Here is a 14563-nt window from a genome sequence, read left to right on the forward strand (position 1 = left end):
ATCGCACCAGCCATCCCACACCGGCGAGACATCGTGGGACAGCACTCAGCCAATGGCCGGTCCGCGCCGCGCCGGAGACGTCGACCCGGAGGCCGCAGCGACCACCGGTGCGGACGCCGGGCCAGCGGCCGCCGCGGGCGCCTGGGACGGGCCCCCCGGGCTCTTCCGCACCTGGGCCTCGGCCGCGACAGTCGCCGCATGCGCGATGTAGAACTCGGCCCGCCGTTTCAGCTCCGGGGCGTACCTGTTCATCGCGTCGTCTGAGGCGACGATCTCGGCAGCCATCCTGCGCGCCGCCGAGGTTTCGCCAGCCGGTCGGGCCTGGTCTTGTGCGTCCTGCTCCCGATAGGTGTTGTCCAGGTAGTCGACGAACCGGTCCGCAGCAGGCCCCTCAGGATGGTCGGACGCCAGCGCGGCCACATCTACGCGCGCCTGCCCCACCGCGTCCTTGATCGCCTTCTGCATCCGTTGCCCGGCAAGCGCCCGGTCCTCGGGCGTGAGACCGGCCGATCCGGCCGTCTCCCGGCTGATCTGCGCGACCAGCGTGTCGAGCAACTCGCGGCGGGACGCCGACGACTCCACCATCCAGCACCTCCTACAGGTTGCCGGACAGCGTAGCGACGGAGGAGGGCGCGGCAGGGTGTCTCACGTCATGAGCAAACCGTTTGGATGCGACTGTCGCGCAGGCTTACGCTGGCTGCCGTGCCAGAACAGCGAAAAGGATTCACCTACGGATTCGCCGCGTACCTGATCTGGGGTCTTTTCCCGCTGTACTGGAAGCTTCTCGACCACTCCGGCGCGATCGAGCTGCTGGCCCACCGAGTGCTCTGGTCACTCGTCACGATCGTGATCCTGGTCGCCGTACTGCGGAAGTTCGGGCGGGTGAAGGCGCTGCTCGCGGAGCCGCGGCGGCGCTGGCCGTTGATCGCGGCGGCGTTCCTGATCTCGGCGAACTGGGGCACCTACATCTGGGCCGTCGGTCACGGGCATGTCGTGGAGACCTCGCTCGGGTACTTCATCACGCCGCTGTTCACCGTCCTGCTCGGCGTGTTCGTCCTGAAGGAGCGCCTGCGCCCGGTCCAGTGGACCGCGTTGGCGATCGCGTTCGTCGCGGTCATCGGCCTGGCGATCGAGAACGGGAAGCCGCCGTGGGTCGCGATCATCCTGACGTTCTCGTTCGGGTTCTACGGGCTCACCAAGAAGCAGGCCGGCGCCGGCGCAATCGAGGGTATGGCGATCGAGTCCGGCACCGTCGCACCGCTGGCGCTCGCGGCGATCGTCATCCTCGGGATGCAGGGCGACGCCACGGTCACGCACCACGGCACGGCGTACCTCGTGCTGGTGCTGCTCACCGGTCCGATCACCGCCGTACCGCTGCTGCTGTTCGGGGCGGCGGCGACGCGGGTGTCGCTGACGACGCTCGGGCTGCTGAACTACATCGCGCCGATCATGCAGTTCATCTGTGGTCTGGTGATCTTCCACGAGCAGATGACGCCGATGCGCTGGGCGGGCTTCGGGCTGGTGTGGGTCGCGCTGGCGCTGTTGACCTTCGACGGCATGCACAACCGGCGCCGGACGATCGCCCTCGAGCGCGCCGCGGTCACCGCTTCGGCCGTCTGAGTCCACCTCGGCAGCGCACCACGATTCCTCTTGACGGCAGCTATTCAGGACATCTAGTATCCAGGTTATGAAGATGAACGAGGGGGTCGAGTGGGCACTGCACAGCTGCGTGAATCTCAGCTGGATGCCCGGTGCGGCGGTCACCGCCAAGCGCCTCGCCGCCTTCTACGACCTGCCGACGGCGTACCTGAACAAGCAGCTCCAGGCGCTCACCCGGGCCGGCATCCTCACGTCGGTCTCCGGGCCGAAGGGTGGCTTCCAGCTCGCTCGCGATCCGCGCAACATCTCGCTGCTGGACATCGTGGTCGCGATCGACGGGCCGGACGAGGCGTTCCGCTGCACGGAGATCCTCAAGGCCGGCCCCGGCGCTGACCAGAAGGCCGACTACACGAAGGCCTGCTTGATCTCCCAGGCGATGCGTACGGCGGAACTCGCGTACCGCCGCGAACTCGCCGGCCAGAGCATCGCGGACATCGCCGGACGGGTCCTGCGCCAGACACCGGAGGCGCCGGAAAACACCCGGAACCATTTCGCGAACCTGAAGACCTGACCGCCACCACCGTTTCCGAAACCGTTTTCCGACACCGTTTTCCTGCGGTGTTGATTCTGGACATTGAACGTCCACGACAAGGAGTTTCCGATGACTGTTCTGATCCGGGCCGCCGAGGCCGAGGTGCTGTCCGCGAGTGGCGTGACGTTGCTGGCCGACGTACCCGAGACCGGTGGGCACCTGACCAGCCACCGCTCGGTCTTCCAGGCCGGCAAGGAAGGTGCTCCCCCGCACCAGCACCGCGAGGCCGCCGAGCTGTTCTTCGTCTTCAAGGGCTCACTGCGCGTGCTCGTCAGCGAGGAGCTCGTCACCCTGCACCAGGGCGATTTCCTCCTCGTCCCGCCGAACACGCCGCACGCCTTCGAGGCAGCCGGTGACGAGCCCGCCGAGGTGCTCTTCGTCCTCACCCAGGCCAAGCCGCGCTTCGGTTACTACCGCCTGCTCGAAGGCGCGTACCGCGGCGAGACCGACTGGTCCGAGGTCGCCGCGACCAGCGATCTCTACGACAACCACTACGTCGAGAGCGAGGTCTGGCAGACGCGCGACTCATGACCTGACCGTTTTCTGGGCATCATGGACAGATGCAGCACGATTGGTTCCTCGGCCCGGGCGAAAGGGGCAACCCTTCGACCGGCATCGACTCCGACGGGCCCTGGTCCGAAGGAAACCTGGTCCGGCCGCTGGTGCACGGTGCGACGTACTTCCAGCGTTTGTACGACGAACTGTGCACCCTGCGGCCCGGAGATCGGGTCTACTTCACCGACTGGCGCGGTGACCCGGACGAGAAGCTGCGCGACGACGGCCCGGCGATCGGCGACGTACTGTGCGATCTCGCCCGGGCCGGCGTCGAGGTCCGGGCGCTGCTGTGGCGCTCGCACTCCGATTTTCTGAACTTCAACGCGAAGCAGAACCGGCATTTCGGCACCGAGCTGAACGAGGCCGGCGGCGAGGTCCTGCTGGATCAGCGGGTCCGTTTTATTGCGTCGCATCATCAGAAGCTGTTCGTGATCAGGCATCGCGACGACCCGGCCGCCGACGTCGCCTTCGCCGGCGGTATTGACCTGTGTCACGGCCGGCGCGACGACGTACGGCACCAGGGCGATCCGCAGACCGCGCCGATGGATTCGCGGTACGGGCCGCGGGCACCGTGGCACGACGTGATGCTCGAACTCCGTGGACCGGTCGTGGGCGACCTGCTGCGGACGTTCGTCGAACGCTGGGACGATCCGCATCCGCTGGACCGGCGGACGCCGTACCGGATGGTCCGGCAACGGCTGGCCCGGATGCCGCGGCACCCCGAGAAACTGCCGGAGGCGATGCCCGACCCACCACCCGCCGGGCCGCACGCGGTCCAGGTGTTGCGGACGTACGCCGCGAAGCACCCGGGGTTCCCGTTCGCGCCGCAGGGCGAACGCAGCGTGGCCCGCGGCTATCTGAAGGCGTTCGCGCGGGCGCAGTCGCTGATCTACGTGGAGGACCAGTACCTGTGGTCGGCCGCGGTGGTCAGGAGCCTGCGTGCGGCATTGGTCCGCTCACCCGAGCTGCGGATCGTCGCCGTCGTACCGCGGTACCCCGATCAGGACGGCCGACTCAGCGGACCGCCGGCTCGCTACGCCCAGCTCGAGGCTCTACGACTGCTGGACACGGACCGGGTGACCGTCTGCAACCTGGAGAACGAGGCCGGCGTACCGATCTACGTGCACGCGAAGATCTGCATCGTCGACGACACCTGGATGACCTGCGGATCCGACAACTTCAACCGCCGGTCCTGGACGAACGACAGCGAACTGACCTGCGCGATCGACTCCCCCGACCTGGCCCGGTCGTTGCGGGCCGAGCTCTGGTCGGAGCACCTCGGCCGTCCCGATCCCGACCTCGACGACATCGCCCAGTGGCGTACGACGGCCGCGGTCCTGGACGACTGGCACGCCAATGGTTGCCATGGGCCACGACCATCCGGCCGGATCCGTGCCCACCACCCGCAGCCCCTCACCCGGCTGGAGTCCCTCTGGGCAGGCCGACTGGCCAAGCACCTCTACGACCCCGACGCCCGCTCCCGCACAGCCCGCCGTCAGAACACTTTCTGATGGATCGACTCAGGACACTAGCGGTGCGGCTGCACGTTCTCGAGCTTGCTGGTCAGCTCATCGGCCACAGACTCGATGTCGCTGGTGGAGGGAGCGCCGCGAGACTCCGACTGGTCGAGCGCGACCTCCAGGACGATGTTCTCGATCCGGACGTACACGGATCGGCCGAGCGTGTCCTCGCTGTCGATCGAGCCGTCGTACGGCCGGCTGAAGGACTCGTCGCCGAGTGAGAGCTCGGCGACGGTCTTGCCGAGCTCAGCCGCCGTCTCCCGGCTTTGCTGCAGGGTGCGCTTCGCGGAGCTCACGTCCTCGTACTTCGTGAGCTCGACTTCGAGCTCCGCGGAGTCGTCGTCGCCGACCCGTTTCCAGTCGCAGTCGACCCAGCTGTCGGAGGCGTCGTTGTCCGCTTCCGGCGAGCCGCCTGTCAGTTCCCTGACCTGGTCCTCGGAGAGGGTGTCCCAGCCGCAGATGTCCGGCAGGGTGGTGAAGTCGTTCATCCGCGCGACGTAGCCGATGCCGAACACGATGGCGACGACGACCGGGATCACGAAGAGAACCGAGGTCAGGACACCTGGCGGTCGCGCGTCCTCCGCCGTCCGCGCAGAACGGATGGCGGAGATCGTCAGCAGGGCAGCTACGACGACGATCGCGCCACCGGCGGTGAGGATGACTTGGACGTAGTTGATGTCGTGGAGGCGGATGCGGTGGTCGTAGACGCCCCAGAAGAAGATGACCGCCAGCAGAGCGCCGAACAGGAAACCGGCGAAACCGATCAGCCGGAAGGTCATGGTCACACGTTTGAGCAGCTCCGGCGGGACCACCCGACCGCGCGCTGCTCGCGAGAGCCGCTGGCAGATCGCGAAGGTCAACAGCGCGAGGCCGACCAGGACGATCGTCGAGATCGGGAGTCGAGGATTCACCACCAGACCGGCCCCGGCGATCGCCTCGCCCGTCACCACTGCTGCTCCCGAGAGCGCGGCGGGCAGGCCGATCCACCGCACGAGTCGCGGAGCCAACCGTGCACCGAGCGCGGCGCCGGCAGCACAGACCACTGCCAGTGCGGCGAGGATCCAGAGCGGCATCCCGTAAATGACGGAGTTCCCCAGGAGCGCCAGGAACCCCCCGAGCGCAGCATTCGACGCGAACAGCAGCACGCCGAGCGCACGCAGTACCCGCCCGCCTCCGGCTGGGCCGTCCGCGTTCCCCCACCCGGCGTCGCCATGGACCGCGCCGGGAACCCCCGGGCCGGGTCCGCCGGCGGGCGGCATCAGCTTTGTGCCGTTGCGGAGCTTCTCGGTCTGGCGGTTGTGATCGGCAACGACGGTGGGGTTCTCGAAGGTGGGGTAGCCGCCGGCGACGGCGAGGAGTTGCTCGCGGGCGGTCCTCGCGTCGAGGCGGTGGGCCGGGTCGCGGTGCATCAAGCCGGCGATGATCGGGGCGAGCGGGCCGGCCAGGCGCACCGGGTCGGGGTCGCGGGTGAGGACCGCACCGATCATCGCGGGAAGGTCGTCGAAGTCGTACGCGTGCCGTCCTTCGACAGCGAAGTACAGCGTCGCGCCGAGGGCCCAGAGGTCAGCGGGTGCGCCGGGTTCGGCGCCGGACAGTCGCTCGGGGGCGACGTACCCGAGGGTGCCGGTCACGATGCCGGTACCGGTCAGGGTGCGCGTGGCGCCGGCGACCGAGGCGATCCCGAAGTCGGTCAGCATCCAGCGCTCGTCACCACCGAGCATCACGTTCTGCGGTTTCACGTCCCGATGGAGTACGCCGTTCGCGTGCGCCGCGGCCAGTCCCTCGAGCAACCGCACCCCGAGCTCCGCCGTACGGCGCGGGCTGAGCGGACCGTTCGCGCGCACGGCCTGGTCGAGCGTTCGGCCGGGCAGCAGCCGCATCACGATCCACGGCCGCTCGCCGTCGTCCACCACATCGTGGATCGTCACGATCGCCGGATGATCCAGGCCGGCCGCGGCCCGCGCCTCACGCAGCGCCCGCGACCGCAGCTTCGCGCGCTCGTCCGGGATCAGCCCGTCCGGGATCCGCAGCTCCTTCACGGCGACCTCACGCTGCAGGACCGTGTCGAACGCCTTCCAGACCGTCCCCATCCCGCCGACGCCGAGCGGTTGATCTCCCAGGACATACCTGCCGTTGGCGAGTGTGCGGTCGGTCACCAGAGGACCCTAGCCGCGCGCGGTACCACCGAACGCGGACCAGCAGCTTGCGGTCATCCGGATGTCACGATGAGGACGGCTACGGCTGCTGACTCTTGATCTCGCGGCTCAACTCGTCCGCCAGCGCCTCGACCTTGGCCGGGTCGGGAGAGTCGAGATCCTCGCCGTGTTCGAGCGTCACCTCGAGGACGACGTTCTCGATCCGAACCTCCACCGAGAGACCGGTCGAGTCGTGGGACGCGATGGAACCCGCGTAGCCCCGGCGGAAGGACTCGTCGCTGAGCTGCAGCTCGGCGAGGCTCTTTCCGTCCACTGTCGTCCGCGTCCGGTGCCGCTGCATCACCTGCTTGGCCTCCGCCACCCCGTCGTACCGGTCGACATCGACCTCGAGTTCGGTCGAGCTGTCACCGTCCAGGTTCTCCCAGCTGCAGCGGACGTAGTCGTCGCCGTCATACCCGTCTTCCCCGCCCGAGCCACCCAGCACTGCCTGGACGCGCTTGTCCGACAGGATCGCCGAGCCGCACGTGTCCGGCGTCGACGTGAAGTCGTTCAGGCGGGCGACGAACCCGATCCCCCAGACGATCGCCACGACGACCGGGATCACCACCGCGGCGGGGACGAGTACCGCGGGCGGAGGCCGCCGGTCGTTCGGGGTCTGCGCGCCGCGGATCGCCGGGATCGTCAGCAACGCCGTCAGGACGATGAGTACGCCGCCGGCGGCGAGGATGGCCTCGACGTAATTGAAGTCGTTGAACTTGTGGTTCTCCTCGATGAACCCGAGGAACCCGCCCGCCGCGAGCGCGCCGAACAGGAAAGCGGCGAAACCGAGCCACCGGACCTTCCTGGTCGCCCGTTTGAGCTCCTCGGCCGGGACCAGCCGACGGCGGGCCGCCTTGCAGAGCCGTTGGCAGATCGCGAAGGTCAACAAGGCGATGCCGAACAGGATGATCGTTGCGATCGGGAGCTGGGGAACCACCACCAGACCGCCGCCGGCCATCGCCTCGCCGGTCACGAGCGCAGTTCCCGACAAGGCGGTGGGTAGTCCGATCCAGCGGGCGAGACGGGGCGTCACTTGAGCGCCGAGTGCAGCGCCCGCGGCGCACACGAGGCCCAGAGCGGCCAAGATCCAGACCGGCATCCCGTCACTCAACGAGTAGACGAGAAGGGCCGTGAACGCTCCTACCGCAGCGTTCAACGCGAACAGCAGCGCACGGAGTGCTCGCAGTACCCGTACGCCCGAGTCGAGTTGGGGGAAGTCTTCCGGGACGACCCGCTCAGGAGGTTCGTTCATCAGCTTGGTGCCGCTGCGGACCTTGTCGGTGGGTTTGTTGTTGTCGGCAACGACCGTCGGGTTCTCGAACGTCGGGTAGCCGCCGGCGATCGCGAGTAGCTGTTCCCGGGCCGTGCGAGCGTCCAGGCGGCGGGCCGGGTCGCGTTGCATCAGGCCGACGATCACCGGTGCGAGCCGGCCGGCCAGGCGCATCGGTTCGGGGTCGCGGGTGAGGACCGCCCCGATCATCGCAGGCAGGTCGTCGAAGTCGTACGCGTGCCGTCCTTCGACAGCGAAGTACAACGTGGCCCCGAGTGCCCAGAGGTCAGCGGGTGCCCCGGGCTCGGCGCCGGACAGTCGCTCGGGGGCGACGTACCCCAGCGTCCCCGTGACGAGCCCGGTCCCGGTCAGTGTCCGAGTGGCGCCGGCGACCGAGGCGATCCCGAAGTCGGTCAGCATCCAGCGGTCGTCGCCGCCGAGCATCACGTTCTGCGGCTTCACATCCCGGTGCAGTACGCCGTTCGCGTGCGCGGCCGTCAGCGCCTCGATGAGCCGTACGCCGAGCTCGGCCGCCCGGCGTGGGTTGAGCGGACCGTTCGTTCGCACCGCCTGGTCGAGCGTCCGGCCCGGCAGCAGCCGCATCACGATCCACGGGCTACCCGCTTCGTCCACGACGTCGTGAATCGTCACGATCGCCGGATGGTCCAGCCCGGCCGCCGCCCGCGCCTCGCGTACGGCGCGCATCCGCAGCTTCTCCTGCTCCTCGGGGTTCAGCCCGTCCGGGATCCGGAGCTCCTTCACCGCGACCTCGCGGTGCAGGACCGTGTCGAACGCCTTCCACACCGTCCCCATCCCGCCGACACCGAGCGGTGGTTCGTTGAGGACGTATCGGCCGTTGGCGAGGGTGCGGTCGGTCACCGGATCGACCCTAGCCGTGACGGGGTGCCACGCAGGGCGGAGCAGCAGCTAACGGTCAGCGAATGTCACGATGAGGACGGTCGCGGCCAGGACGGTGTCCAGCACGCAGCAGAACTCCGACATCGACCGGACGACGACCCGGTCGACGCGATGGTGGTACACGTCCCACCCGGCGTGCACCAGTAGCCCACCGGCGACCAGCAGCCCCGCCACCGTCTGGTTCACCTCGAGCGCTACCAATGCAGCCGCGGCCAGAACGATCATGGCCACGGACTGCACTGGCAACCCCCAGGCCGGCCGCAGTGCCCCGCGAATCACCCCGTACGCCGCGAGGACAGCGGCCAGCGCCAGCATCAGCCAGCTCGCGTTGACGGTCTCGACCCGGGAGCCGATCCCCACCAGCACGAAGCTGACCGCGAACACCGGCCACGCCGCACCCCGCCTCCGCAGCGCCGCGGCCCCGAGGTACACGAATCCGGACGCCGTCACGACCGCGGCCACGTCGGCCCCACTCGCCAGCCCCACCGACGTGAAGGCAGCCATCGCCGCCCCGGCCCCCGCCGGCCACCGCCGCACGATCCACGGCCGCCGTACCCCTGCTGTGTTCATCGGAGCAGTAAACCGACGCGGACTTTCAGATCGCTTTCAGACCGGGGCGCCGTGGATCCGGCCGGTGGTGGTGGACAGCGGGCGGGCGGTGGCGGCGGCTCGGGTGGCGATGATCTCGGCGGCGATGGAGATCGCGGTTTCCTCCGGGGTGCGGGCACCGAGGTCGAGGCCGGTCGGGGACGACATCCGGGCGAGCTCGTCCTCGGTCAGGCCGGCGGCGCGCAGCCGGGACAGCCGGTCGTGGTGGGTGCGACGCGACCCCATCGCGCCGATGTACCCGGCGTCGGTCCGCAACGCCAACTCCAGCAGCGGTACGTCGAACTTCGGGTCATGCGTCAGCACACACAGCGCCGTACGGCGATCCACCGAGTCGAGCGCACCGGCGAGGAACCGGTGCGGCCAGTCGACGACGACCTCGTCGGCCTCGGGGAACCGCGCTCGGGTGGCGAACACGCCGCGCGCGTCGCACACCGTCACGTGGTACCCGAGGAACTTGCCGACCCGCGCCACGGCCGCCGCGAAGTCGATCGCCCCGAACACGAACATCCGTGGCGGTGGGGTGAACGACTGCACGAACACCGCGACCTCGGTACGCCGGCATTCGCCGTGCGCGCCGTACTCGCGGATCGCCGTGGTGCCGGTGTCGAGCAGGCCGACGACGTCCTCGGCCACGGCCGCGTCGAGCCCTGGATTCCCGAGACTCCCGGCGACTCCGTCCGGCCCGACCACGAGACGCCGACCCAGGCCGTCGTCCGCACGCACCACTGTCGCCACCGCCACCGGTCGCCCCGAGTCGACCGCGGCGGTCACCGCCTCGAAGTCCGCGAACGAAGCCCGGTCCACCGGCTCGACCAGCACCTCGATGATTCCGCCACAGGTCAGGCCGATCGCGAACATGTCCTCGTCCGAGACGCCGTACCTGCGGACCGCCGGTACGCCGGTCCGGATGACTTCCCGAGCGACCTCGTACACGTCCGCCTCGACGCAACCGCCGGACACGCTGCCGACCGCGACACCGGTACCGGACACCGCCATCGCGGCACCTGGTTGACGCGGCGCCGAGCGGAACGTGTCGATCACCGTGGCGATCGCGAACCGCGCGCCGTCGGCGTACCACTGGCGGACGTGCGGGAGAACGTCACGCACGCATGTTCTCCGCGCCGGCCTTGACGGCGTCACGAATCCGCGAGTACGTGCCGCAGCGGCAGATGTTGCGCAGCTCGTCGAGGTCCGCCTCGGTGATGTCGCGACCCTCCGCGCGGGCCTGCTTCACCTTCGCGACCGCCGCCATGATCTGGCCCGGCTGGCAGTACCCGCACTGCGCGACGTCGTACTCGAGCCACGCCTCCTGCATCGGGTGCAGGTCCTTGCCGACGGTGTCCGGCAGTCCTTCGATCGTGGTGATCTCGTCGGTCGCCGCGATGTCCTTCACCGGCACCGAGCACGGGTTGAACGCCTTGCCGTTGATGTGCGAAGTACAGGACTTGCAGACGTTCAGCGCGCAGCCGTACTTCGGCCCGGTGACGCCGAGCAGGTCGCGAAGAACCCACAGCAGCCGCACGGAGTCCTCGGCGTCGACACTGATCTGTTTGCCGTTGAGCTTGAAAGTGTGAGTGGGCATGGGTTCCTCAGAACGTGTGGTCGAGGCCGTCGGTCGGCGACTGCGGAGTGGACGGCTGCACCGGCAACGGCTCGAACCCGAGCTTGCCGTGGTTGATCGGGAAGTACGTCGGCATCGTGCCGGTCGCCCGCGCGTAGGCACACGCGACGGCGGCGAACGCCGGAGCCACCGAGAGCTCACCGGCACCGCCCGGGCTGTCGCTCGTGTTCGGCATGATCACCACCTCGACGTCCAGCGGAGAGTTCCATTCGCGGGTGTAGAAGTAGTTGTCCCAGCTGCCTTCGAGCGGGATGCCGTTCTTGATGTGCAGGCTCGACGTGAGCGCGAGGGCGATCGCGTCCTGCAGGCCGCCGAACATCTGCGCCTCCAGACCGCGCGGGTTGATGCAGAAGCCCGGGTCGACCACGATCACCGCCTTGGTCACCCGCGGTCCGGTCACCCCCTCGCCCTCGACCGGCCGGTTCACCGTCTCGGGCCGGCAGTCGATCTCGACCAGCGTCGCGACCGCGGCCCGGTACTCCGAGTGCACGCCGACACCCTGCGCCATCCCCTTCGGCATCGTCTTGCCCCAGTTGCCGACCTCGGCCGCCTTGTTCAGCACCGCGAGCAACCGCTTGTCCTTGAGGAAGTTGCGACGGAACCGCACCGGGTCCTGGCCGAGCTTCGCGGCCAACTGGTCGACCACCAACTCCTCGGCGCACACCACGTTCGGCGAGTAGATGTTGCGCATGCTGCCGGTGTTGAACTTCAGCGGCACCTCGTTGAGCAGCTGCGTCGTGACACCGAAGTTGTACGGCGACGACTGCGTCAGCTCGAAGATCGTCTCGGCGAACGACAGGTTGCCCCCGACCGGCAGGTCCGCGGCGAACGCCGTGATCATCTCGCCGAGACCGTGACCGAAGTCGGTCTGCACGCTCGTATGCCGCTGCTCGTAGGTGAGCACGTTGCCGGCCAGATAGTTCACCCGGACCCTGGACGTGCTCATCGGGTGCGTGCGGCCCTGGCGGAAGTTGTCGGTCCGGGACCAGGACAGCTTCACCGGCTTGCCCATCTTCTGCGAGATCTCCGCTGCCTCCGCCGCCACGTCGTGGAACAGGTGCCGGCCGAACGAACCGCCGCCCTGGACGACGTGCACCGTGACCGCGTCGATCGGCAGACCGAGCTGTTTCGCGATGTCCTCCTGGGCCACGATCGGGACCTTGAGGCTCGCCCAGATCTCGGCGCTGTCCGCGCGGACGTCCGCGATCGCGCAGTCCGGCTCCAGCGGGCTGTTGCTGGCGAAGGCGAAGACGAACTCGGCATCGATCGTCTTGGACAGCAACGGCGGCACGGCCATCGGCAGCTGGGCCGCGCGCAGCTTCGCCAGCACGGTCGCATCCGACTCGTCGTCCACGGTGCCCGGTCCCCAGGTCGCGTCGACCTTCTGGATCGCGTCGATGCACTGACCGAAGGTCTCGCCGCGGATCGCGACACCGTGCGCGATCGCGACCACGTCGGTGATGCCGGGCAGCGCCCGCAGCGCCGCAAGGTTGTTGACCGAACGCAGCGTGCCGTTGATCGTCGGCGGCCGGGCCACCATCGTCGGCTTCGCGTGCGGGACCTGCATGTCCATCGCGAACTGCTTGCGCCCGGTGACGATGTCGTGCGCGTCGACCCGGCTTCGTGGCTTCCCCAGAACGGTGAACTCGGAAGCGGACTTGAGCTCCGCGGAAACCGTGATCGTCGTGGCACTCGCGGCCGCCTTGGCCAATGATCCGTACGTCGCGGTTCGCCCGCCCGGGCCACTCAGTACGCCGTTGCGGGTGGTCACCTGAGCGGCCCCGACACCCCACCGCGCGGCGGCCGTGTCGACCAGGCGCTGCCGCGTGATCGCAGCCGCCGTACGCACCGGGAGGTACATGCTGCGCATCGAGTTGGAGCCGCCGGTCAGCTGGTTCATCAACAGTTCGGGCCGGGCGTCCGCGAGACCGATCTCGACCTTCTCGATCGGCAGGTCGAGCTCCTCGGAGACCATCATCGCGAACGCGGTCGTGATGCCCTGACCGACTTCGGCCCGGGGTACCGCGAAGTACGCCGTACCGTCGGTGCGCAGCTCGACCGTGATCAGGCCGGAGGTCGGTGCGGCCGCGAGGTTCTGCAGGTCACCGAGGTCGAAAGCGTCCACCGGCTGCGGAATCGAGGGCACCGCGGCGTCGGCCGGGCGCGGGTCGTGCGAATCGGCGAGCCAGCTCACGCCGACCGCGAGCGTCGGCGCGGCGATCAGGTAGCCGAGGACGCGCCGCCGGCCCAGCAAACCGCGTCTGTCGGCCGGCGTCTCGCTTGATGGGTGCGACCAACGACGATGTTCGGCCATGAAGGTTCCTCTGCTCGAGCAATGCTGGGAACGCAGTCTGGCAGCGCCGGCGCCGCGGCGGCATGGCCAAGATGCCCATGTTTTCTCCTGCTTCGCTGTGCACAACGCACAGGCTTCGGTCAGCCGAGCGGGAACAGCCGGACCGCGCGTAACGCCAGGCCGAGCTCCAGGTGGAAGCCGTCGTCGGTCAGGTCGCGTCCGGTGATCTGATGAATCCGGTGCAGCCGGTTCAGCACCGTGTTGCGGTGGCAGTGCGCGAGCTCCGCCGTACGACGGACGGATCCGGCCGCCGTCACCCACTTGTCCAGGGTGTCGAGCAGTAGCTCACGTTCGGCCGCGGCGATCGTTGTCAGCGGCACCAACCAGGTATGGACCAGTTGCTCGGCGAGTTCCGGTGCGCTGAGCAACAACGCCTCGGGCAGCCGCTCGGTCAAGGTCACCACGTCGACCTGACCGGCCGGCAGCGTCCGCCGCGCGAGCATCGCCTGCCGGTACCCGACTTCCACCTCGGCCAGGCCGGAGACGACACCGGACAGCCCCGCAGGCGCATGTACGGCGTCGCGCAGGTTCCGCAGTACCGTTTCCGCGGATTCCGTGCCCAGAGCAAGCAGACCGACGACTGTCTGCGGTCGCACCTGCCACGCCGAACCAACGCGGACTCCAGCGAGCCGGCGCTGCAGTGAAGCCGTCGTGCACTCGTCGTCGACCAGGTTGTCGATCGCAACCACCAGGTACGGACCGGCCACCGGTACGTCGAGCACCGTGGCCGCCTCCTGCACGAACGCGCGATCCTTCGCCCGCCCGTGCAGCAATCCCTCCCAGAGCGTCGACCGCCGCCGCTCGTCCGCACGCACCGCATGCCGTTCAGCAGCGTGATAGGCGGCCGCGACCTGCGACGACGTACGGTCGACGACCTCCCAGACCTTGCTCGCAACCTCGAGCAACGCCTCGGAATCGACCACACCCTGAGCGCGGGCCTCGTCGATCAACGCCTCCCACACCAACCGCCCACCGAGCCGGAACGACTTGAGTACGTCGTCCAACGGCATCCGCTGCTCGGCACGGCGCCGCCCAGTCGCGAGCGCGGCGTCGAACAGGTGCACGCTGGGGCGATCCCCCGCGGCAACCATCTGCACGACCCGGGCCACGTTGTCATGACACGACCGCCACAGATCCTGCTGCGGCACCGAATCCAGCTCGCGGTACGCCGGGTTCTGCTCGTAGATCGTCTCGACCAGCGCATCGGTCAGCGCGGGCAGGTGCAGCAGCACGCTCTCGGCCAGCGACTCCACCGTCAGTGACGTCACCGGCAGCGCGACGTCCTGACCCGCAGCCATACTCATAGTCGGCACAGCATCGCACACCGTTGC

12 protein-coding genes are annotated in these 14563 nt (G+C 68.9%); 4 read left to right on the top strand and 8 right to left on the bottom strand.

Annotated elements, in window-relative coordinates; all coding sequences use genetic code 11:
• Positions 1–45: 45 nt before the first annotated feature.
• Positions 46–585, bottom strand: coding sequence for a hypothetical protein (locus AC0662_RS31435; RefSeq protein ID WP_452193554.1), 540 nt, complete (start codon positions 583–585; stop codon positions 46–48).
• Between the two features lie 117 nt (positions 586–702).
• Here AC0662_RS31435 and rarD point away from each other — a divergent pair, with 117 nt between their 5' ends.
• The 4 genes from rarD to AC0662_RS31455 all read left to right on the top strand — a co-directional run bounded on the left by rarD (position 703) and on the right by AC0662_RS31455 (position 4257).
• Positions 703–1620, top strand: coding sequence for an EamA family transporter RarD (gene rarD / locus AC0662_RS31440; RefSeq protein ID WP_478305177.1), 918 nt, complete (start codon positions 703–705; stop codon positions 1618–1620).
• Between the two features lie 67 nt (positions 1621–1687).
• A complete protein-coding gene (locus AC0662_RS31445; RefSeq protein ID WP_478305179.1) occupies positions 1688–2170 on the top strand; it encodes an RrF2 family transcriptional regulator in 483 nt (160 codons plus the stop codon).
• Positions 2171–2260: 90 nt separating this feature from the next.
• Positions 2261–2722 (top strand): cupin domain-containing protein, encoded by a 462-nt coding sequence (locus AC0662_RS31450; protein ID WP_478305181.1) that lies wholly within the window; start codon positions 2261–2263, stop codon positions 2720–2722.
• A 29-nt stretch (positions 2723–2751) separates the two neighbouring features.
• On the top strand, positions 2752–4257 hold the full coding sequence (locus AC0662_RS31455; protein WP_478305183.1) for a phospholipase D-like domain-containing protein: 1506 nt from the start codon (positions 2752–2754) through the stop codon (positions 4255–4257).
• 17 nt (positions 4258–4274) lie between these two features.
• Here the strand turns inward: AC0662_RS31455 and AC0662_RS31460 are convergent, their stop codons facing one another.
• From AC0662_RS31460 to AC0662_RS31490, 7 genes are all read right to left on the bottom strand, one after another.
• A complete protein-coding gene (locus AC0662_RS31460) occupies positions 4275–6422 on the bottom strand; it encodes a serine/threonine-protein kinase (protein ID WP_478305185.1) in 2148 nt (715 codons plus the stop codon).
• A gap of 79 nt (positions 6423–6501) precedes the next feature.
• Complete coding sequence (locus AC0662_RS31465) at positions 6502–8610, bottom strand: serine/threonine-protein kinase (protein ID WP_478305187.1); 2109 nt, start codon at positions 8608–8610, stop codon at positions 6502–6504.
• Positions 8611–8658: 48 nt separating this feature from the next.
• Positions 8659–9219, bottom strand: a complete 561-nt coding sequence (locus AC0662_RS31470; protein ID WP_452193541.1) for a hypothetical protein — start codon at positions 9217–9219, stop codon at positions 8659–8661.
• Between the two features lie 36 nt (positions 9220–9255).
• Positions 9256–10365 (bottom strand): XdhC family protein, encoded by a 1110-nt coding sequence (locus AC0662_RS31475; RefSeq protein WP_478305189.1) that lies wholly within the window; start codon positions 10363–10365, stop codon positions 9256–9258.
• On the bottom strand, positions 10358–10840 hold the full coding sequence (locus AC0662_RS31480; protein WP_452193538.1) for a (2Fe-2S)-binding protein: 483 nt from the start codon (positions 10838–10840) through the stop codon (positions 10358–10360). The genes AC0662_RS31475 and AC0662_RS31480 overlap by 8 nt, the downstream gene beginning before the upstream one ends.
• 7 nt (positions 10841–10847) lie before the next feature.
• The gene (locus tag AC0662_RS31485) at positions 10848–13193 is read right to left on the bottom strand and encodes a molybdopterin cofactor-binding domain-containing protein (protein ID WP_452193536.1); all 2346 of its coding nucleotides are present in this window, start codon (positions 13191–13193) and stop codon (positions 10848–10850) included.
• A 119-nt stretch (positions 13194–13312) separates the two neighbouring features.
• Positions 13313–14536: a PucR family transcriptional regulator gene (locus tag AC0662_RS31490; protein WP_478305191.1), complete on the bottom strand. Its 1224-nt coding sequence runs from the start codon at positions 14534–14536 to the stop codon at positions 13313–13315.
• Positions 14537–14563 lie beyond the last annotated feature (27 nt).

The sequence above is a fragment of the Kribbella sp. NPDC043289 genome (assembly GCF_056436705.1).